This window comes from Alteromonas sp. IB21 (assembly GCF_016405965.1).
GTDB lineage: Bacteria > Pseudomonadota > Gammaproteobacteria > Enterobacterales > Alteromonadaceae > Alteromonas.
Genome location: NZ_JAEFCD010000007.1, coordinates 53,079 through 73,643 on the forward strand (window position 1 = coordinate 53,079; position 20,565 = coordinate 73,643).

The following is a 20,565-nucleotide window of genomic DNA, read 5'->3' on the forward strand; positions in this document are numbered from 1 at the left end:
ACCTTAGCCAAATTTGAACTACGACGTTTCCTTACGAATACGAACAACGATAACAAGTAGGAATATAGCCAACTATGGCCCAACGTGATTATGTCTCTCGTGGACGCTCTACCCAAAAAAAGAAGTCTTCAGCAAAAGGTCGAAAGCCTGCTGGAAACGCTCAGATGAACGGGGCGGTAGCCGCTAAACTCCCTATCATTCGACTTGTAGGTGTATTTGCCCTTGTGATTGGCTTCGGAGTGTTTTTGTGGTCAATCAAAGATAACGTTGAAGAAGATGTAGATACACAAGTATCGCGCCCCATTGCACCAACGGAAGAGTCATTGCCTGAATTGCCCGAAGAAGAGTGGGAATACATAAAAACCCTGCCAGGGTATGAAGTTGAAGTAGAAGTAAAAGAGCAGGAAAAATCCGATAAGCGCTATTTAATGCAGTGCGCCTCGTTTAGAACACGTGCTCAGGCCGAAGAGATGAAGGCTAAAATTGCGTTCCAAGGTTTAGAAGCTTTGATCAAACAGAGCTCTGGCAGCAATGGCGAATGGTTCCGCGTCATTTTAGGTCCTTACGAGTCTAAACGAGATGCGGAAAAAGCGAAGCACAGTCTACGTAAAGTAAATATTGCTACATGCCAAATTTGGTACTGGAATTTGTAAATATCGCGACACGTCAATGACACATTACGTCTGCAAATAGACGTATTACGGAATACAATGGGCGCTCTAATGAGCGCCTTCTTCATGGTGTCGTATCAGGTTGATACCTAGAAGGACAAACCATACTATCTGACCCAATCCAAAGATTGCAGTGGCTGCCTCAAAGAGGCTAATGTCAGATAAAAAAGAAAGACCCGTAAAAAGCGTTAATATTCCCGCTACACCAACGATTACGCCTAAACCATGCAATAGTTTTGCGAACAGACCACGCTTTATACCCATGTAGCTGATAAACAAAACCCAAATCGCGCCAAGCAGCTCTATGCCACCGCCAAGTGCATCCACGACGATTTCAACACTCTTCAATACCACTACTGCGTTTTCTTCATTCGCAATGGCGTAATTAGCAAGAAATGGCAGGCTCGTCAGAAAGATGAATGTACTAGCAAGAACAAACATAGCCCATATATTGCCTAGTGTGCTGTTGTAACGAGCAACATGAGGACAGACATTTTTATAAACGCTTAACAATGACTGGTTGAGTAAAAGTAAACTCAAGCTAAACACAATTCCAATAACGATGAAGCCCACAAAAAATGTATCGCGTTGAGCGATGAGTAAGTGCAGATGAGCCACGTCGGATGAATCGGTTGGCGGTTCAATGAGACCGATAAAAAGAACAAATCCAAATAGATAGGTCAGGGCACAAACTATTGCGGCTATGCCGCCAGCACGCTGTAGTGGCATGATACAACCCTAGAGAAGTTTATAATCAAACGTTATTACGCGATAGAATTTGTCTAGCGGCAACTATGATTTGTAACAACAGTTGTCACTATCGCAGAAGAATCAAGACGCTCTACATTGCCTCTGAAATTCGCCACTTGTCTTTTGTCTTACCCTTGAAATTAAAAAGCCTTCCCCCATCTACTTGTAATTGAATTTGAACGCTGCTGCCTTTGCTAAACTAAAAACGCGGCAGCGCCCAGATAAACGGGGAATTAACGTGACAACGATTGTATCTGTACGACGTGGGAATCAAGTGGTAATGGCCGGTGATGGACAGGTATCGCTGGGCAACACCGTAATGAAAGGTAATGCGCGCAAAGTGCGCCGTTTGTACCACGACAAGATTTTAGCGGGCTTTGCTGGTGGCACAGCCGACGCATTTACGCTTTTTGAACGCTTTGAAGCAAAGCTTGAAGCTCACCAAGGTCATTTAACCAAGGCGGCGGTAGAGCTCGCCAAAGACTGGCGAACTGACAGGGCGCTTCGCAAACTAGAGGCCCTGCTTGCCGTAGCAGACGAAACTGCATCGTTTATCATCACCGGTAACGGTGATGTTGTGCAGCCTGAACAAGATCTTATCGCTATTGGTTCAGGTGGTAACTACGCACAAGCCGCGGCTACTGCACTGCTTGAAAATACAGAGCTAAGCGCAAAAGAAATCGCGGAAAAAGCATTGACCATTGCAGGTGATATTTGCGTGTTCACTAACCATAGCCAAACGGTTGATGTACTGGATTACTAAGTAATAGCGTAACGCTGTTAGCGGCTCGCAGCCACAGCTTTGAAACTGGCATAGCGAGTACTTGTTAGATAAGGGTTTATTCATGTCTGAAATGACACCAAGAGAAATTGTTCACGAGTTAGACCGCCATATTATCGGTCAACAAGATGCCAAGCGTGCTGTATCTATTGCACTTCGAAATCGCTGGCGTCGTATGCAGCTTGAACCAGAGCTGCGTCAAGAAGTAACGCCTAAAAATATTTTGATGATTGGCCCTACGGGTGTGGGTAAAACTGAGATCGCTCGCCGTTTAGCAAAGCTTGCTAACGCGCCTTTTATCAAAGTTGAAGCAACAAAGTTCACCGAAGTGGGCTATGTAGGTAAAGAAGTAGAGACTATCATTCGTGATCTTGCCGATATTGCGGTGAAGATGACGAAAGAAAACGAAATGAAAAAAGTGAAATTCCGTGCAGAAGAAGCAGCGGAAGAGCGAATTTTAGACGTTTTATTGCCTCCACCAGAAGATGCATGGGGCAATAAAGAAAACGTTGAAGATCGCGGCACACGTCAAGCATTTCGTAAAAAGCTTCGCCAGGGCGATCTAGACGACAAAGAAATTGAAATTGATGTGGCACTTCCGCAGGTGGGCGTAGAAATTATGGCGCCTCCAGGTATGGAAGAAATGACCAACCAGCTTCAAGGCATGTTCCAAAACTTGTCGGGTTCGCAGAAGAAAAAGAAAAAGCTGAAAATTAAAGAAGCGTTCAAGTTGCTTATTGAAGAAGAGGCGGCTCGCCTTGTTAATCAAGAAGACTTGAAAGAAAAGGCCATTGAGTCGGTAGAGCAGCACGGTATCGTGTTTATCGACGAAATTGACAAAATTTGTAAGCGCGAAGGTAACTCATCTGCAGACGTTTCTCGCGAAGGTGTTCAGCGTGACCTGCTCCCGCTTGTGGAAGGCTCAACGGTATCAACTAAGCACGGCATGGTGAAAACTGACCATATCTTGTTTATTACCTCAGGCGCATTCCAAATGAGCAAGCCGTCGGACCTTATTCCAGAGCTTCAGGGTCGTCTACCTATTCGCGTTGAGCTATCGGCGCTTAAAGTCGATGACTTTAAACGCATTCTTACCGAGCCAAGTGCGTCGTTAACGCATCAGTACATTGCGCTAATGAAAACCGAGGGTGTTGATATTACATTCGATGATTCGGGTATACAGCGTATTGCAGAAGCGGCATGGCAGGTGAATGAGCGCACTGAAAACATTGGTGCCCGCCGTTTGCACACCGTGCTTGAGCGCCTTATGGAAGATATCTCGTTTGACGCTTCAGAAAAAAGCGGTGAGTCGTTTTTAATTGATGCAGACTACGTTAACAGCCATCTAGAAACCTTAGTGGATAACGAAGATCTGTCGCGCTTTATTTTGTAGTTTAACGCTAATTAGAAGTTTCCCCGTTAGTTGGTATCCCAATTAAAGGGGAGACTTTATAACCTCTTTTAATGTGCAAACCATTTCACCGAGCTGATAATACCAGTCCGCATAGATAATTACCCACTCAGCGAGAGTTAAAATGTTCGTAATCGCGGCGTGTTACCGCAGGTATAGTGGTTCTACATCAAGGTGACACAACAAAGAGTACGGACATTTTAAACTCGCCCTTCGGGAAGGTCTGGCAAGGTTCCTAGCTTCATTCTGGGAATTTGAAAGGGAACAGCCATTCCTGCATTCCCACTGTTCACTCTTATTGGTAGGTAAGGTTTCATGCCAATATCTGACTAACCTTAGAATATAAACCAGATTACTCTGTAAAAGAACAAAGCAGACGGCTTACAGAGGGGGTAATGTATTTTGGGCAGCTTTCAAAAGATCTTCCCATTCTTTTGGTGGATGACCAGATTTCACCATTTTTTCAAAAACTCTGTAAGCATCCGTCTTACTTCCATATGCACGTTTGTTTTTCTCGTCATTTACCCATGCATATACGATAACCTTAGACTCAAGATGGTAGCGGAAAAAAAGGCGATATTGCTGGAAAAACTTTGCACGGAACCAATGCTTATTGTCATCACCTAACGTGTTTCCTTGGCGAAAGTCAGCGTGAGTAGGATCATGCGGAATTAGTTCAAAGGTGAGTCTTTGAATAGCAGCTAAACGCTTAGCTGCATTTTTCTTAGTGTAATTCTTCGGATCTTTTTCCCGTAAAGCTTCAACCTGCGATTTGAGATTGAGATACTGCTCTATAAATAATGGGTGAGCGTATAGTGTCCATCCGTTTACAACAGCTGGTATCGTTTTCTGCAAACTTATACGTCCTCATCCAACAAAGGAGCATCGAGATCAATTTCGACACCATCTACCAATGCGTTAACGCTTAAACGCATGCTTTCTGATAAGGGCTCGATTTTTTCTGGATGGGCCTGAATATCATGCGCAATAAATGATAGAAATTCGCCAATAATAGGATCGCTCTCTTGCGCTTCTAATCGGGATATAACAACGCTACCATCAGACTGAATGGCATATTTAATTTTGTCTTTCTTACCCAAACATAATGCTTTACGGACAGAACTAGGCACTGTGGTTTGAAAACGTTCTGTAAGTGTTGATTCAGTTTCTAAAGCAACGCGTGGCATGACGACCTCTAAGTATTGCGGGTTTGCAAGCCTTGATTTTAGTACGGTATAACAGGTAATGCAAATGCATTACTTTGCGGTGACAGGTTATAAAATGCGTTAAATTAATTAAAGGTTGTAAAAGTACAAGGTGGACAGTCGCCTAAATTCGTTGACTTTTATCACCTAACTTAAGCTCAGACTCTAATCTACTAAGGGCTCATTTCATTTATTAGTCAAGTCTTCGCCAGTAATGCCACTAGCTTTTCGGTAACATCCAAGCCAGTATCGTTTTCAACTTTCAAAAAATAAGGGCTGGGGTTGGCTTCTAAAAAAAAGTACTTTCCTTTCGCACTTTTGCGCCAGTCTATCGCGCACCAGTGCATACCTAATGCTTTGCATATTTTGACAGCTAACTGCTGAACGTCGTTGGGGATTATGGTCACCGATACACTGGCATTATCGTCGTTCCTGTAATCTAATTCACTAGAGTCAATTTGTACGCTGAGCACGTCATTGCCCAGCACATAGCTTCGTATATTTACGCCGGCAATGTATTTTTGAAAGGTAACAGGGCGTTCACTGAGTAATGTGTTGAGTAAAGGGCGCATATTGGGTTGTTTATTCACGAATTGTGCAGTTCTTCCGCCGCGTACAGGCTTATAGATAACCTCGCGCATATTATTGCAAAACTGCGTGGCGACTTCAGGCGCATTGCCTACAAAGGTGTAGGGAATATGTGCACCTAGTTTGCCAGCAATACGCGATTGATAAGGTTTGCACTGGTGGCTTCGGACAGCGTCGATAGGGTTGACCCACTTAATGTCAGCATAACTGAACCAGCAAAGCAAAGTGCTGGCGCGTTCCTGCTCGGTCCAGCCGTAATGCTCAGCCGCGCGAGCGCGTTTATCCTGTGCTTTGCCATCTAAAGTTGCATCTTTGACCCCCTCGTCTGGTAACTCGCCCGGCAGGTATTCATGCCAGTAGGCAGCTTTGGTATTTGAAAAGGTCACTCTAGGCTGGTCACATAGCGACGATGAACTGAAATGAATTAATCCGTCATCAAAATCAGGGTCGTAACTGATGGTCCAGGTCGTGCCAAAATAACGTGTATTGGCAATATAAAAAGGTATATCACGTTGACGTAAGGCCTGTGCGATATGCTGAATTTGGGGGTCTTGTTCACTTCCTAATAATGCGACGTGCATCCGTGCTCCTTGCTTGAGTAAACATAATCAATGACAAATAATAAAAACAACACATGCATGCACATATACCGCTCAAGGCATACATATGTTGTTGAAGCATGTAGAGTGAGGGATTAAGACAAAATATCCGGAAGTTTGCCGCCGCCCTCTCCAATGGCTAAGGTAATGTAGACGGGCTCTTTAGGCTCAGGAACTATTACGGGAGGGCTTTCAATCAATCGTGCTCGCAAGCCTCCAGATACTTCAAAAAGCTGGTCTTCTGCAAGTTGCACAGGATGTCCCGCTGTAAGCTGTTTATGACTGAGTTGATGTTGATGGTTTTTCATAGTTTACGCTCCTTGTAGTGGCGTGTTGAGTAATAAGACAATGTCACCTAAAGTGATATCGCCTCTTGGTAAAGGGTTCTAAAGCAGCCTGCGATAAGCGCAGAACGATTGGATATATTGAGCTTTTTATAGATATTGGCGCAGTGAAACTTTACTGTCCGTTCACTGATGAATAACTCTGAGGCGATGACTTTGTTAGAGCAGCCTTCCATAATCTTGTGCGCGACCTGTAACTCTCGTTTAGATAAGCAGTCAATTGGGATCACGCTGCCATAAGCGGTAATACCACTGGCATCTATCTGCAAACGTTCAGCGGCTGTCATCAACACCGCAGGTTCTCTTATTTCATGGTTTTTCATTAGATTTCTCCGTGTTTACGTGATGTTGCGTCCCAAATACGTCAGCGGGAGAGCAGGGATGTAAGTTGCCGTTTGCCAGACGATAAACCTTGTCTGCCATGGCGATAGACTGTGGACGATGAGCCACAATAATTCGTGTCATATTTAAAGATTTGAGGTGATGATTTATTTGCGCTTCATTGGCCATGTCTAAATGGCTACTAGCTTCATCTAAAAACAGTATGTCTGGGTTTTGATAAAGGGCTCTGGCAAGGAGTAGTCGTTGCTTTTGGCCGCCGCTTAAGCTGCTGCCCATATCGCCGACGAGTGAGTGATATTGCATGGGCATTTTCATGATGTCTTCGTGAATACAAGCAAGGTGCGCCACATGAACCATTTTTTTAAAATCAGCCGCGTGTTCAAAGCAGCAGATGTTTTGCGCGATGGTGCCGCTTAAGCAAGTGTCTTCTTGCAGAACGGAAGCGATGACCGGGCGTTTGACGTTAGCATAATTCACGCTGCCCTCTGATAAAGGGTACAGCCCCATTAAACACTTAAAGAGCGTACTTTTTCCGCACCCGCTATCGCCAATAATGGCAACGATGTCGCCACATTCGACTGAAAGATTGATATGCCTGAATACCCATTCATTCGAGGCGCTATAGCGATACCCTAGAGAGTTAGCGTTTAGCGCTATGGTATTTGACGGTGTGCTTGATGAGAGCGCATCGGGGTAACTAAACGAACTAATAGTCTTTGCCAATAGTGTATTTGGCTTTGCCTGAGCAGGTGTTAACAAGATATCGCTGAGGCGCGTAAAGTGAACGCCTAGCATATTAAGCTCAATTACTTTGTTGACAACGCCGTCCAGCGCATTCACGAAGCGGGTTTTATACGCCATAAAGGCGAGCAGCATGCCGATTGAAAGCGTGCTTTCCATAACCAGGCTTGCACCAACATACACAACCACAAGGTTCTCAGCGCCAAATAACAGCTGGTTTGAGAGGGTGCTGCCGATATTAATTTTGCCAAGGGTAATATCTTTATTTAACGTAGCCACAAGCTTGTTCTGCCAGTGTCCGTGGCGCTGCACTTCTTGTCCGTAGACTCGAATAGGCAGTATAGCCCTAACGCTTTCCATAAAATGACTTTGCTCTGAAGCGGCAAGGGCGATACGTTCCGTTGTAAGTCGCTTGATTAGAGGCAAAAGCCCTAGCCGAATACACAAATACACAAGCATAATTGCGACGACCACAAGGGTGAGTTTTATCGAGTACAGCATCATTACTGCCAACGTGATGACGGCCATAAGCCCATCCAACAATGCGGTGACTAGGCCCGTGGTTAAGAATTCTCTAATGCTTGCCAGCGAGCCAAATCGAGATACCACATCACCGATATGGCGCTTATCGAAGTAGTCTAGGGGAAGTGAGAGTAAGTGCTTAAATACCGAAGCAGACATTTGAAGCTGAAGGCGAGAAGAGACCGATAATATAACCAGTTTCCGAACCCCGCTTGTAAAAGTCTCAACAATTAGAAGAAGGGCAAACCCAATAGCAAGGGCCTTTAACAGTGCTTCGTTGTTGTAAATCAGCACATCATCAACCACCGTTTGCATGTAATAAGGTGCGGCTAATGCAAATAGCTGTAGCACAACGGATAAGGCAAACAAGGTGATAAGATTGCGCTTGAACCCTGTTGTGCGCGTGAAAAATTGAGAAAGCCCAAGGCGAGGCACAGAGGTTTTGGGTGAAAACATGTCTGTGGGTGACACTTCAAGGGCAATGCCCGTTATGTATTTGGATGCTTCATCAAATGAGAGCTTTCTTTCCCCGAGAGCAGGGTCATGAATAGTTATCGCATTTCCTTTTACGTTGGTAAGCACAACGAAGTGATTCATATTCCAATGCAATATGGCAGGGCAGGCTAGCTGCGCCAGGTGTTCCATCTCAATCTTAATGGCACGGCTTTGAAACCCTAAGTCGCTTGCAACCCCCATAACATCCTTTAACGTACTACCTCTAAGCGAAACAGACATTGCGTGTCGCAGTGCGTTAAGGTCTCGTTTATCGCCGTAATATTGGGTAATCATTGCCATACATGCCAGTCCGCACTCGGCCGCCTCGCTCTGCAAAATAACCGGCACGCGCCGCTTTGTGTGAAGCGTGTTTGATGTGAGATTCATGGTAAAGCTAGCCATACTTACAGCTTCCCTGTGATGCTATAAAGCGGTTCCATTAACCACTCCATCAAGGTGCGTTGACTTAAATGCACATCGGCAGAGAAGGTCATACCGGCTTTAAGTGAGATGTTGTTGCCGTAAGCCAATATTTCGTTAGCGCTTAACTTCGCAGTGACCAGATACGCGGGTTCGTTAATTGATATCGGTATGTCGATAAGTTCGCCTGGCAGTATCAGGGAGGGGGAGATATTGGTGATTTCTCCAGTCTGCACGCCAAACTTTTGGTAGGGGAAAGCATCGTAGCGAATGTGAAGGGCTTGCCCCTTGCGCAAAAAGCCCGCTGAACGCACCGGTACCGCGATACGCGCCTGGATATCAGTATTGATAGGAAGCAACGTTAGCAAAGGGCGCGCACTGTCAACGGTGTAACCTTTCTTTACACGAAGGCCAGACACTTGCCCGCTGCGAGGCGCATAAATGGTTTCTTTTGCACTGCTCTTATGACTCACAATCTGCTGCTGAAGATCGCTCAGCGCGTTTTCCAAATTCGCTATCTCATTGGCCTGGCGCTTGGGTAGCGTTGCGATTTCATGGTGTAGCTTTGCAATATTGGTTTGTTCTAAACGTCTGTCTTTTTTAGCTAGCGTTAGCTGCTGTTCTGCGGTCAACCGCTGAAGGGTTTTGTTTTCAAAATCGGCACGGCTGATATGGCCTCTATTTAAGAGGGACTGTGCCGTTTCCCATTGATGAAAAGCCATGTTCCAATGTGTTTCAGAAAGCGCTACGATGGCGTCTAAATCATCTAATGTGCGTTCGGCCTTAGATAACTGGTCGCTTAAGCTTTCGACTTGAGCGAGGTGAAGAGCCTGCAGCCGGGTGATATTTTGTGACGTTCGCTCTCGTTTAGCTTCAAGTTCTTCAAGCAACTGAATGCTCACGGGGTTACCTGAAGCATCGCGATTGCCGTAATCAACCGTTATCAAGGGGGTACCTGCTTCTACTTGCTCCCCTTCTTGTACTAGTACATCAATCACTTTGCCTCGACGGGTATCAGAATAGAGCTTGAATACACCGTGGCTAGGCTCCAGCCATCCGTTCACCGAGGCCTTTCGGGCATAGCTCCCCATGTACAGGTAAATGATCACCGCAACTATCCAGACAACGAGCAAGAGAGCAATAGCGGTAAAAACGGGCTTGGGCGTCATTAAAAAACTGCCGTCGAGGGTGTTTGACTGTTCATCCACGGCTTCCTTTCTAAATAGTCCTGTTCTCATCGTCTATCCTTGTACTGAGGGTCTGGTTGATTGTTGTTGATGGTTAATAAGTTCTTTTTGTGTCCCGCAGAGAAAGGTATCTGGCTGCCGCTTCCTTACCGGCTATTCATCCGTGGCATCGCAATCCGTGATGCCTCCTTTGTTGTGCTACCGGATACCTAGTGGTCAACGTTACTGCGGTGACGATGTTCACTTTAGATGGGAGGCTAAGTAAATGAATTTTATGAGAGGTCTATATTTTCAGAGCACATGGTTTATTGAGGTTTGGCCCATTTTTAAATGTCCTTGGCTCAGTTTTAAAAGGTTGATATGACGCAATGAATCAGCAAGCTATCAAAAAGAAGTCATAGACGTGTACAAAGAATGTGCTATTAAAAAACAAAGGAATATGAAAATAACACGGTAAGAATAAATAGAAGGAAGTCTCATGTTTGTGCCAAGCATACTTTTGAAACAACTCTACACACGTGCAAGTCTAACTAAGACAGATAAAGGCCTCTCTTTTTCTCTAAAAAACAGATTAAAAGACGCAACCATCAAAGAGGTGAAATGGATATCTCTTGATGGTGAAAAGATTCCAGAGGACAAAATAACGCTGCAGCTTACAGCTGATAACTGTATATCCGTAGAAGCGCTGAACAAATCAGGCGGAGAACCCTTCGGTTTACGTCAAACCATTACCGTGCACTTAGACATTGACGAAGCACCTTGTCCTGAAAAGCGAAAGCTAGGCATTTGCTTTTCTGCTTCACCTTTCGGGAAGCTTAAATTTGAGGTGGAAGATAACATCACGGCGCCAGGACAACGCAGTGCGTTTATTCCCCGAGACGACATGGATGACTACGGTGAGAGCATTATAAAAACACGCCAAGAATATTTCGAAAGTGCGACAGGAAAGAAAATCGACCACGTGGGTAAGTACTCCATCGACCCACAAGCACTTAAAGGAAATATTGAGCATTTCATAGGTGTGGCGCAAGTTCCTATTGGTATTGCAGGGCCTTTGAAAATAAATGGAGAGCATGCACAAGGGGAGTTTGTCGTGCCGCTAGCGACTACCGAAGGTACATTGGTAGCATCATACAACCGCGGTATGAAATTACTCAATATGAGCGGTGGCGTAACGGCTACGGTAGTAGATGATGCTATGCAGCGAGCGCCGGTATTCATTTTTGAAAATGCCCGAGGCGCAAGAGACTTCGTTAAGTGGATAAAAAAGAATTTCGAAAAAATAAAGGAAGAAGCTGAAGCGACATCAAGTATTGCGAATCTTACCTATATCGATCATTTCTTGTCTAACAAATTCGCCTTTTTGCGGTTTAACTTTAAGACGGGTGATGCAGCGGGGCAGAACATGGTTGGCCGTGCTACTTTCGCTGCCTGCGGGTGGATCTTGGATCATTACGAAGGGATAGAGAACTTTTATCTCGAGTCAAACTTTGCCACTGATAAGAAAGCCTCTCAAATAAACATTATGCGTACCAGGGGCAAGCGCGTTACTGCGGAAGCAACAATTAAGCGGGAACATTTGTTAGAGGTGATGCGTGTAGAGCCTAAACAGATTGACTACCACGGCCGAGTTGCCGGTGTAGGTTCATTCTTGTCAGGCGTCAATAATACCGGGCTTCATTCCCCAAACGGTATTACGGCCATGTTCATTGCCACAGGGCAGGACGTAGCGAACGTGTCTGAATCGTCGGCAGCAATAATGTATTCCGAGTTAACTGAAGACGGAGACTTGTACGTCTCTATAACAATTCCATCTCTTATTGTGGCAACCTACGGCGGCGGCACGGGAATCGGTACGCAGCGTGAGTGTCTAGAACTTCTCGATTGCTATGGCCGTGATCGCGTGTACAAATTTGCGGAAATTGTAGCTTCGGTTGTACTCGCTGGGGAGATATCGTTGGCATCAGCGATAAGCTCATCGGACTGGGTATCGTCTCATGAGCAATACGGGCGAAACAGATAGCATGTGAGCTAGATTGTTTAGCATCGGCCAATAACCGTTAAAAGTATTGGCCGATGAATGCGCCTCGGTTTCGTTTCGCTACGGCCTGCATAAAGGCGCTAAAGCGCTGTGCGTTACCGTTACTTCGGCTAAAGCCAATGCCGTGTATACGAATGACAGGCTGCCCGTTGGTACCTTGGTTAGCCTGGGTGATTTGACCAACGATTTGATCCAAGTTAGTCCTTTGATAGTCATCACCAAATACGTAAAGGCTTACTCGGCCCTTGGTGTTCTTATATAGCTTTATGGCCTTTAAAATCCCCGCTTCGGGCTGACTTGCACCGCCTTTGAAGTTTTTCATTTGGTTCATCGCCGTATCGCGCATGGTTTTTCTATCATCTAACCATTGCCCAGCTTTACTTGAAAACATAAAGCTACCGTCTGCGGACATTATTTGAAACCCTTTCATTTTAGGGTGGTTCTTTAAAATGTCGTTCACTACTGTGATAACGCGATTCCACCCACTGCCGGAGGACATTGAGCCCGAATTATCGATAGCAAATATGACATATTCAGCGTCGGTGGGTATGCCTCCCACGTCATCATCAGGCGTATCGGTTGGGTTTGGTGTGTTTAGCATGGCAGTAGCTTGGCGAATCTCCTTACGTAAGGATGACGCCTTATCTCTTAGCTGGTCTATGGTTTGCTGCGCACGGGGAATAGACGAATCGAGATTATCTCTTTCTTCTGTAACTGAAGCGGTTTTGCTTTGTGCTGCTTTGAGTTCTTGCAGTTTGTCTGACAAGGCGCCTTTTAACGTTTCAACATCAATCTGGGCCTGTAGTACCTGATCAATCAGCACGCTCACGTTACTCGGGCCGCGCTCGGTATCCTCGGTGCCGTTTTTCGCCAGCAGCACAAGCATAACTACCGCGCCAAAGGCACAAGAAATGATGTCAAGAAAGGCAATGTTGAATACCTCAACAGGGGCACGCTGAATTTTCCTCACGGTTTCATTCTCACTATGGCCACTCCGGTGCTGGTGATAAGAAAGTGCCGCTGGTTGCTCGGGTCCACTCCCAGTACATCGGAGATGCGAATGGATCGCCTTCTATCGGCAGCAAAATGACGTTGTAGTGCACGCCTTTTTTAGCCCGTTTAACGGTTTCAACAAAAAGGGTCTGACGGCAGTCAGAAGAGATTGATTTTTTACTGCTAATAAAATTCTTACAGCTTAATGGCAACCCATCACCCAGCGTAGGTAAACCGTCGGTGACGATGTACACGTCGGTAATATTGGGGTTGGCTTTAAACAAAATGGCTAAGCCTTCTTGAAGATTAGTTCCACCATTTGGCACGACGCCTCCGAGGTCTTTTACGATAGCGTTCATCGAACCGCTGACCTTAGCGCTGTTCACATTGCGAAGCCCCAAGGTAGTTGCTGTATCTGAAAATGCTACTACCGTCACCCGTGATTCTAAAGGCACGCGCGCCAACATCCACTGCGCAACTCGTTTAGTGCGTATCCATTTGGGGGTAGAGACTTTTTGTCCATCACTCAATGCTAATTTGCCTAGAATATCCAGAAGATTGTCGCCCATCATTGAGGCACTTTTGTCGATGAGTAAGCCTATTTCGGCGCCCTCTATCTTCATGCCTGTAATATAGTTTTGTTCGCCTGTGCCCTGCATCTGAATATTGGCCGACTTTTCAACTTCTTTAGACAGTGCTGCAAGCTGATTTTCAAGATCAGCCACTACCGCCATTTCGGTAGACATGTCTTGCAGTAGCTTCGACTGATCCTGGGTGCTGTCAGCCTGCGCTTGTTCAGCGTCATCTTGCTTTGCCGACTCAAGCGCAATCTTGTCATTAACTTCGTCGAGCGACTTTTTAAGTTTTTGCTGTTCCTGTTCAGCGGCAGCAAGCTCTTGCTCTAATTTCTCTTTTTCTTCTGTGGGGGTAGGAGTGAAAGCTTTGAAATCCACCAGAATAAAAATAAGAATAACCGCGCCAAGGCCACAGGCCATAACGTCTAAGAAGGCTAGGTTAAATCCGTCTTCGGCTTTACGCACTTTAGGCATGGGTATAATCGCCTAATTAGTTGTGAAGGTGCGACAGCAAGTGATGTTCGCAAGACTCTTGTGTGCGAATAACCATTTTGTCCTGGCGGCCGTTCAAAAGGTGCATGAGCAGCATCAAGATAAGCGAGATAAACAGCGCCACAAGCGTCGAGTTAAAGGCAACGCCGAGAGAGGCTGTCATGCCCGCAATATCACCGTCTAGCGCGGCGTCTGCCTGTGCAAGAGCCGCACCGATACCTCGCACGGTGCCGACGAAGCCAATAGAGGGAATGGCCCAGATAATGTAGCGAATCACGTTGTTACCGCTTTCCAATTGCGCCGCGATGTTTTCCACCGATGCATGAATAGCGTCCGCGGCATGCTGCACATTCTGCGTATTCTTGAAACGTCTAATACAGTTTATCCATGTACTATAGGCTGGCGTATCGCTGTATGATGACGACGAAAGCTCATTCAACGCTTTATCTACGTCAAGGGGCGTGTCTTTGTTGTGTTCAGGGAGAAGATCACGTGAATAGATCTCTTCTTCATCAAGCAACTTCCAAAGCTTGTAGACCATTAGAAAAATACAGAACAACATCAGTGATATACAAACTTGTTGTTCGATATCTTTAAGGATTACCCAGATAGACGAGAGGGATGCCGTTCCCGCGGTTGCCATGACTTTCTCTGCTGCGGGGCGAATAACACCCGCAAATAGAAAATGGACCAAGGCGAAAATAAACAAAAATACCCCGCCGCTTACGAGAAAGCTGGGGTTCATTGACAATGTATTTTCTTTATTCATGGTGGGTCCTTGATACCTAAATATTGGTCGGGAAGTCTTGTGGCGAGTCTAGCGATACAAAGTAAGCGCTGGCCGTCCCCGCTATGCCTAAAAGCACAGCAATGATTAATAGTTTCTTTTTCATATTAGTTCTCGTATCTCGCTATGCGAAAGCCTATATCTTCAGCTGGTGCATTCTCACCGCTGCGTACACTAGCCCGAATATTCTTAAGTCTGCCTGTTAGATAAGACGCCCCTTTGACCACATGTTTCCCTTGTCCCACGGGGCCTAAATAGTCGGCGTAGGAACCTGACTGAGTCGATATTGCTACATCATAAATATCATGAACCCACTCGCGCACATTGCCGTCTAAATCAAAGAAACCACCACGTTCGGCGTTAAATGAGCCAACCGGTGCTTTATTTGCGAATCCGTCGTTATAGTCTTTCAATATGAAGGTTTGTTTGCCGCTGAGTGATGCGTCGGCGAAGTTTCCTTGCTTATCACGTAGACGATACTGATCACCCCATACGAATGTTGTGGGAGACGCCCGTCGATTTAATTTGGCTACAAATTCCCATTCGGCTTCTGTAGGCAAGCGGTAGCCCTTCGATGTGGTATCGACACCCGCTACTCGTCCATTTTTTATAGTATAAAAGGGTGTAAGCCCTTCTTTTTCGCTTAGCCAGTTCGTAAAGGCCGCGGCTTCATCCCAAGAAACATTACTGACTGGCAGTGCGCTACCGCCACCTTTTCCGGTAAAGGCGGCGAATTGGGCTTGGGTTATTTCATGCTTTGACACCCAGAACTTACGAGAGAAAGATACCTCTCGTTGAACTTCATTACGCTGGCGATCTTTTTCGTTAGAAGGAGATCCCATGGTGAAAGTTTTTGGCGTTATCAAGGCGAGTTGAATGCCCAGCGTAGTAGCGAAAAGCGGCTTGCCTTCACGGCGTCTTGCTTCAAATTCAGTTAGCATATCAGCATGAACGGTTACCGCTCGTTTTGCGCTGGGTGTTACAGTTTTAGTTACGCTGCGATAACCCTCGCGCTCAAAGGTAATGGTATGTGGTAGCGCTTGAAGGGTAAGGTTAAGTGGCGTCTGGCCCTGAGGTGCGCCGTTAACTGAAACCTTTGCATTGAGTGATGCAGTGATGTTTACTCGGCCCAGCTCTTTTTTAAGGTTAAAAGAAAGCGATTTATTTTCACCGGGTGCTAATTGTATTTTCTCACTTTGTGAGATGAACCCTGTCTTTTCATATTTAACAGTATGCAGAGAGCTAGCATCTACACGGGAGTTATTATCCACTGGTTTATTGTTTACGGTAAGCACGCCGCCTGGTGGCGTAGTAGATACTGATAGCTGTGCCTGAAGCGGCTTGAGATTATAGTTTCGCGACGGTGAAAGCCGTTTATTAGTCACTTCAATCACGTCTTTTAAGGGCTCTAGGCCCGATTTTGTCACTACTACCTCGTACTTGCCACCTTCAGTATCGAGGGTAAGGGGAGTTGTGCCAACGTCTTTACCGTCTAAGGCGACAGATGCACCGGAAGGGGTAGAGTTGATAGTGATCGCACCCTTAATCGGAGATAAGGGAATGACTTTTTCTATTTGCTGTGCGATATCAGCCTCAAACTGAACTTCACCTCTTTCAAAGTGCGGATGACTTGCGCTAACGGTATAGCTACCCTGAGCTAGCTCGGTAGTGAAGGTTTGTGATACCGACATTTTCTCGTTATTTAAATACCACGTGACCTCATTGAGCGAGGGAACTGTGGATACGGTAAGTTCTGCTGGCAGCGGCATTAGCGTAACATTAATTGTGCTTGGTGAAGTTTCATTAATGATGACGCTTGCAGCTTGATATTTAGGTGCTGATATTTGTACTTCCGCGTGGCTGCCAAACACATACAACTTTTCGCTGATGAATACCGCGGTGCCATTCGTCACCGCAAATTGCGGCGTAGCTGCGGCTCGTTCTGGAGAGACGACAAAAGCATAACCTTTTGTAAGAAATAGCCAGCTAAAATAGATAACAAGTACGGCAATGAGGCCTATAAGTGATGCGATAGCAACGCCCTTTCGTCGTTTTTTTCCTTTAGCAATGGCGTCGTCAATACTGCTCACAATATAGGCCCTTATACTTTTTCAGTGCAAACAATATGCACTGATGGGTTGTTGTCTGATGGTGATACTACAATTTCTTTAATCGTAGAGCGGTAACCTTCGCGGCTTCCTTCCACGCGGTATGTACCTGGTTTAAGTTGAATGGTCTTACGCTTTATCTCACCAACAACCCCAACGCCGAGTACCTTGATATAGGTGTCGTTATCAGAGGTGATAGTGACGGGGCGAGGTTGATTAATATTATCGACAATACCCTCTAGCGCCGTTATTTGTGCAAGGAGTTTGGCGCTTTTATTGGCATAGTTGCGAGCCTGTTCCATATCTTGCTGGGCAAGGTTTCTGACATTGTTATCAGATAGGCGCTCGGGTCTTTGTTGGTATGCCTCTAAACGCTTACTTGCATTTAAAATCCCATCGGCATCTTGTTTGGCTTGAAGTAGCGTTGGGCTGGCAGAAAAAGACGTGAGGCCCTTGCTTGCCAACATCTGCACGGTTTTCCATTCATCAGCGTCTGCGAATAACGTGACTTGGCTTTCAATTTTTTGCTGTTCGCTCCCCGCGATTAAAGACGCTAACTTTTTACTGATGATATCTAGCTCGCTGCTCGAAGAGTTAAGATTTTTAGCCTCATTAATACGTTGTGTTGCTGCAGTAAAATCTCGCGCCTCAATAGCCTTATTGGCGCTGGCAAGTAAAGCGTTGAAGCGGTTTTCACGTATCTGGCGTTCGATGGCATCGAGCGCTTGCTTCGCATCTTCTCGAAAGGGGTCAAGCGCGACAATTTCCGCATATGCATCACGCTGTTTTTGAATATTATTTTCCACACGACCAACGCGTGCTTGTTCGTAAGCGTCTTGCACGTCGCTGTATACATCAATACGTTGCTGCAATATCTTAGCTTTTTCGAAATCAGGGTTAGCGGTAAGCGACGCTTTGTTTAGGTTAAATGCTCCTGAAATATCATCTTTCCCAAAAGCAGCGAGCGCGCTTTCATAAGGCGCGGTATAGGCATTTTCGTATTCAGCGCTTAATGCTGAAACAGAGCCGTTAACCACTTCTAGCGCTGTTTCAACCTCGCTGAAGTTAGACGAGCTGTAGGCGTTAAATGCCTTGTTTAGTTCATCCTCAATCACATTTACTTTTTCTGAGAATTCTTTTGAATGTGTAACTCGCTGAACGAGCTCACTTACGCGCTGCTTGCTGTCACTGAGCGCCATTTGAAGAGCTTTTCGTTCTTCTGGGCTCAGGGAAGTTGATGAGGGGATTTCAGAAGGTTGGTGTACCGCTTCTGTCTCATCAATCGACGAATTAACATCCGGTGAAACGCTCGGCATAGAAGAAATAAGGACGACGCTTGCCATGCCAACAAAGAGTACTACTGCACAGCCAAGCAGTGCCTTTTTAATCAATGCTTTCTTCTTGGCTCTGCTTTGCTCTATTTGCTGTTCAACGCTTGGCATGCGTATTCCTTCGCTTTCTTATTTTATTGTGTAAATGAGTAGTGGTGGAACTCAACTTTGAAACAACGCAAGAAGATGACTACGCTTACAGCGCAGTCATCGGTGTTGCTTCCATATCATAAATATCTTTAAGGCGAGAGCGCAGCTGGTAATATTGCTCAGCTGCCGTGCCCTGTAGCTCGATACGCTGGTTATCAATTTCAACAATCTGATCAGCAACCTGAATATCAAGGTTTTGACCCATTTCGTCGAACAAGTCACGTTGGGCGTGAAGCTCTTTATTGGTTTGAATTGCTTGGCTTAGTGAGCCGATAGCAGCAATACCCGCACCTGCAGCAGCCACTTGCCCAACAGTAGAACTGGAGTTCGAGCCTAGCAGTACCGAGGCTACAGCAAACAAACCAGCAGTAACCTGTTTGGTGGTGCGCTCAGCTTCAAGCTCTCTGATTTTCTTGGCTTCGGGGAGCGTTTCTTTCTGGTATTTTCTATATGGCGCTTCTGTTGTTACCCAGAACGAATCGTACGTCTCTTGAAGGCTATCAATAAACTGTTCGTCTTTCGCTTGAATGGCGCGTACACGACGAAGCATAGGGTCGCTCTCGGAAGGTGCACTGACAAGCTCGATCTCGCCTTTTCGGCCCTGAGAGAGATACTGGCTAAACGATTCTGGGCTATACATTTGTGCGTAGCGTAAGTCAGAGACCATTTGTACTTCTTGCTTGTAAGCCTCTGACTTTTTAATTAGCAGGTCGTAAACAAACTTGGCAATTTGTTCGAACACTGGGCCATTCGGGTTTTCACCACGAGACATCGCATCGCGATACCAGCCTTCGCTTACGCGATACTCAAACTCTTCTTCACCCCATACGGTGTTCTTAGCGTCCATCACTCTTACGCCAATCTCTACGGTTTCAGTATCTGAATAATTGATTTTTCCAAGTACGTATACATCGGCAAGAGCAGATGCATCAGGCGTTACATTGATGCTGCCAAAGGACTTGATTTCGCCCAACGCTTCTTTGGTAGCAATGGCAAAACGGTTCGCTTCTAATCGGCGAACTTGTGGCCAGATGCCTTCTTCTTCTATCTCGTCGTAATCGATAGAGCCATCGCTGTCAGTTGGAAAACCTGGGTCGAATACCGGAATGGCGACATCCATATAGATTTCTGAGTTGTAGTTATAGCTATTTCTCTGTGCGCCTAAAGGCTGGCCAACCCCGGGTCCCACCATAGACGGACCAACACTAGAAACATTCGTTTGCGTGGAACCACAGCCGCCTAAAAGTATAAACGACGCCGTTGCGACCACTGTAAGCAGGGCCTTTGGTTTAAATGAAGACATTTCCTTTCCTTCCTCTGAGTTTATTAACAGCCGTATTGCTCTTTTAATGCTTGGAAGTGAGCCTTTTCGGTCTCATCTTTTGCTCCTTGCAAACCGGCAATTACGGCGTCACATACCGCTGAACTACCACCTTTCGCTTGTCCGCCAACGGATTGCTTTGAAGGATCAGAGCTTGATGTCGTAGTTTGTGTATTCGATGATGAATCTTGAGATTCGGTATTACTTTGCGAGTTAGATTGCCCTGCGCCTGCGCCAGAAGACGCGGTGACGGAGGTACTTCCTGTACCGCCACCTTGCCCTGTACCTTGGCCAGCTGCGTTAGCAACACTTTGTGCGCTTGATTGTGCAGCCGCGCCCATGCATTCTTCGCTTTGATTTAGCGCGCCGAAAAGAGAGTCGTCTAGCGCCTGAATTTTTTCTGCTTCGGTCATGGTTGACATATCTTGTTCACCAAAGTCGAGTACCGAGCAGTCTTGATAATAGGTAGGAGAGTCGCTTGTTTGTGCGTAAACAGGCGCTAAAGAAAATGTATAGAGTAATAAAGCAAAGGGCAAATAGTTCGGCATCGCCATTAAGTCCTTTTAATTTACAATATTTGAGACATGCATGAGACCTCATTCCTTATTTATATATAGCATCCTTTTATCTAAGACAAAACACAGATTTCAATTAAAATAAATGCTATGAGACAAAGAAGCCGATAAAACATAAGGTTTTATCGGCTTCTTA

At 45.7% G+C, this 20,565-nt stretch carries 19 protein-coding genes; 4 read left to right on the forward strand and 15 right to left on the reverse strand.

Annotation, left to right across the window (positions count from 1 at the left end; translation table 11 throughout):
• Window positions 1-74: 74 nt before the first annotated feature.
• Complete coding sequence (locus JC525_RS06725) at window positions 75-653, forward strand: SPOR domain-containing protein (protein WP_198815137.1); 579 nt, start codon at window positions 75-77, stop codon at window positions 651-653.
• Between the two features lie 66 nt (window positions 654-719).
• On the opposite strand, the gene JC525_RS06730 is transcribed toward JC525_RS06725, so the two are convergent.
• Window positions 720-1,400 carry a DUF4386 family protein gene (locus tag JC525_RS06730; protein ID WP_198815138.1) on the reverse strand — a complete coding sequence of 227 codons (681 nt, stop codon included), beginning with the start codon at window positions 1,398-1,400 and terminating at the stop codon, window positions 720-722.
• Window positions 1,401-1,659: 259 nt separating this feature from the next.
• Between JC525_RS06730 and hslV the strand changes: the two genes are divergently transcribed.
• On the forward strand, window positions 1,660-2,184 hold the full coding sequence (gene hslV, locus JC525_RS06735) for an ATP-dependent protease subunit HslV (RefSeq protein ID WP_014950969.1): 525 nt from the start codon (window positions 1,660-1,662) through the stop codon (window positions 2,182-2,184).
• 82 nt (window positions 2,185-2,266) lie between these two features.
• Complete coding sequence (gene hslU, locus JC525_RS06740; protein WP_198815139.1) at window positions 2,267-3,595, forward strand: HslU--HslV peptidase ATPase subunit; 1,329 nt, start codon at window positions 2,267-2,269, stop codon at window positions 3,593-3,595.
• A 399-nt stretch (window positions 3,596-3,994) separates the two neighbouring features.
• On the opposite strand, the gene JC525_RS06745 is transcribed toward hslU, so the two are convergent.
• The 7 genes from JC525_RS06745 to JC525_RS06775 form a co-directional block, all read right to left on the reverse strand.
• Window positions 3,995-4,468 carry a type II toxin-antitoxin system YhaV family toxin gene (locus JC525_RS06745; RefSeq protein WP_198815140.1) on the reverse strand — a complete coding sequence of 158 codons (474 nt, stop codon included), beginning with the start codon at window positions 4,466-4,468 and terminating at the stop codon, window positions 3,995-3,997.
• Window positions 4,469-4,470: 2 nt separating this feature from the next.
• The gene (locus JC525_RS06750) at window positions 4,471-4,800 is read right to left on the reverse strand and encodes a type II toxin-antitoxin system PrlF family antitoxin (protein WP_198815141.1); all 330 of its coding nucleotides are present in this window, start codon (window positions 4,798-4,800) and stop codon (window positions 4,471-4,473) included.
• A 215-nt stretch (window positions 4,801-5,015) separates the two neighbouring features.
• Window positions 5,016-5,987: an ATP-grasp domain-containing protein gene (locus JC525_RS06755; RefSeq protein ID WP_198815142.1), complete on the reverse strand. Its 972-nt coding sequence runs from the start codon at window positions 5,985-5,987 to the stop codon at window positions 5,016-5,018.
• A gap of 113 nt (window positions 5,988-6,100) precedes the next feature.
• Window positions 6,101-6,313 (reverse strand): hypothetical protein, encoded by a 213-nt coding sequence (locus JC525_RS06760; protein ID WP_198815143.1) that lies wholly within the window; start codon window positions 6,311-6,313, stop codon window positions 6,101-6,103.
• A gap of 47 nt (window positions 6,314-6,360) precedes the next feature.
• Complete coding sequence (locus JC525_RS06765; RefSeq protein WP_198815144.1) at window positions 6,361-6,672, reverse strand: helix-turn-helix domain-containing protein; 312 nt, start codon at window positions 6,670-6,672, stop codon at window positions 6,361-6,363.
• Window positions 6,659-8,851 (reverse strand): peptidase domain-containing ABC transporter, encoded by a 2,193-nt coding sequence (locus JC525_RS06770; RefSeq protein ID WP_198815145.1) that lies wholly within the window; start codon window positions 8,849-8,851, stop codon window positions 6,659-6,661. The genes JC525_RS06765 and JC525_RS06770 overlap by 14 nt, the downstream gene beginning before the upstream one ends.
• Before the next feature lie 2 nt (window positions 8,852-8,853).
• A complete protein-coding gene (locus tag JC525_RS06775) occupies window positions 8,854-10,107 on the reverse strand; it encodes an HlyD family secretion protein (protein ID WP_198815146.1) in 1,254 nt (417 codons plus the stop codon).
• Window positions 10,108-10,534: 427 nt separating this feature from the next.
• Between JC525_RS06775 and JC525_RS06780 the strand changes: the two genes are divergently transcribed.
• Window positions 10,535-12,079, forward strand: coding sequence for a hydroxymethylglutaryl-CoA reductase (locus tag JC525_RS06780; RefSeq protein ID WP_198815147.1), 1,545 nt, complete (start codon window positions 10,535-10,537; stop codon window positions 12,077-12,079).
• Between the two features lie 37 nt (window positions 12,080-12,116).
• On the opposite strand, the gene JC525_RS06785 is transcribed toward JC525_RS06780, so the two are convergent.
• The 7 genes from JC525_RS06785 to JC525_RS06815 all read right to left on the reverse strand — a co-directional run bounded on the left by JC525_RS06785 (window position 12,117) and on the right by JC525_RS06815 (window position 20,402).
• Window positions 12,117-13,067 (reverse strand): VWA domain-containing protein, encoded by a 951-nt coding sequence (locus JC525_RS06785; RefSeq protein ID WP_198815148.1) that lies wholly within the window; start codon window positions 13,065-13,067, stop codon window positions 12,117-12,119.
• A gap of 13 nt (window positions 13,068-13,080) precedes the next feature.
• Window positions 13,081-14,139, reverse strand: a complete 1,059-nt coding sequence (locus JC525_RS06790) for a vWA domain-containing protein (protein WP_198815149.1) — start codon at window positions 14,137-14,139, stop codon at window positions 13,081-13,083.
• Window positions 14,140-14,155: 16 nt separating this feature from the next.
• Complete coding sequence (locus tag JC525_RS06795) at window positions 14,156-14,926, reverse strand: MotA/TolQ/ExbB proton channel family protein (protein WP_120963320.1); 771 nt, start codon at window positions 14,924-14,926, stop codon at window positions 14,156-14,158.
• 125 nt (window positions 14,927-15,051) lie between these two features.
• Window positions 15,052-17,034 (reverse strand): SUMF1/EgtB/PvdO family nonheme iron enzyme, encoded by a 1,983-nt coding sequence (locus JC525_RS06800; protein ID WP_198815150.1) that lies wholly within the window; start codon window positions 17,032-17,034, stop codon window positions 15,052-15,054.
• Window positions 17,035-17,045: 11 nt separating this feature from the next.
• The gene (locus JC525_RS06805; protein ID WP_198815151.1) at window positions 17,046-18,494 is read right to left on the reverse strand and encodes a hypothetical protein; all 1,449 of its coding nucleotides are present in this window, start codon (window positions 18,492-18,494) and stop codon (window positions 17,046-17,048) included.
• A gap of 85 nt (window positions 18,495-18,579) precedes the next feature.
• Window positions 18,580-19,836, reverse strand: a complete 1,257-nt coding sequence (locus tag JC525_RS06810; RefSeq protein WP_198815152.1) for a hypothetical protein — start codon at window positions 19,834-19,836, stop codon at window positions 18,580-18,582.
• Between the two features lie 23 nt (window positions 19,837-19,859).
• Entirely contained in the window at window positions 19,860-20,402 is a 543-nt protein-coding gene (locus JC525_RS06815) for a hypothetical protein (protein WP_198815153.1), read from the reverse strand.
• Window positions 20,403-20,565: the final 163 nt, after the last annotated feature.

Coding starts and splice junctions, on each gene's coding strand:
- JC525_RS06805 (WP_198815151.1), bottom strand. CDS start 18,494: ATGCCAAGCGTTGAACAGCAAATAGAGCAAAGCAGAGCCAAGAAGAAA.
- JC525_RS06780 (WP_198815147.1), top strand. CDS start 10,535: ATGTTTGTGCCAAGCATACTTTTGAAACAACTCTACACACGTGCAAGT.
- hslU (WP_198815139.1), top strand. CDS start 2,267: ATGTCTGAAATGACACCAAGAGAAATTGTTCACGAGTTAGACCGCCAT.
- JC525_RS06725 (WP_198815137.1), top strand. CDS start 75: ATGGCCCAACGTGATTATGTCTCTCGTGGACGCTCTACCCAAAAAAAG.
- JC525_RS06755 (WP_198815142.1), bottom strand. CDS start 5,987: ATGCACGTCGCATTATTAGGAAGTGAACAAGACCCCCAAATTCAGCAT.
- JC525_RS06750 (WP_198815141.1), bottom strand. CDS start 4,800: ATGCCACGCGTTGCTTTAGAAACTGAATCAACACTTACAGAACGTTTT.
- JC525_RS06775 (WP_198815146.1), bottom strand. CDS start 10,107: ATGAGAACAGGACTATTTAGAAAGGAAGCCGTGGATGAACAGTCAAAC.
- JC525_RS06730 (WP_198815138.1), bottom strand. CDS start 1,400: ATGCCACTACAGCGTGCTGGCGGCATAGCCGCAATAGTTTGTGCCCTG.
- JC525_RS06770 (WP_198815145.1), bottom strand. CDS start 8,851: ATGGCTAGCTTTACCATGAATCTCACATCAAACACGCTTCACACAAAG.
- JC525_RS06810 (WP_198815152.1), bottom strand. CDS start 19,836: ATGTCTTCATTTAAACCAAAGGCCCTGCTTACAGTGGTCGCAACGGCG.
- JC525_RS06795 (WP_120963320.1), bottom strand. CDS start 14,926: ATGAATAAAGAAAATACATTGTCAATGAACCCCAGCTTTCTCGTAAGC.
- JC525_RS06790 (WP_198815149.1), bottom strand. CDS start 14,139: ATGCCTAAAGTGCGTAAAGCCGAAGACGGATTTAACCTAGCCTTCTTA.
- JC525_RS06815 (WP_198815153.1), bottom strand. CDS start 20,402: ATGCCGAACTATTTGCCCTTTGCTTTATTACTCTATACATTTTCTTTA.
- JC525_RS06760 (WP_198815143.1), bottom strand. CDS start 6,313: ATGAAAAACCATCAACATCAACTCAGTCATAAACAGCTTACAGCGGGA.
- JC525_RS06765 (WP_198815144.1), bottom strand. CDS start 6,672: ATGAAAAACCATGAAATAAGAGAACCTGCGGTGTTGATGACAGCCGCT.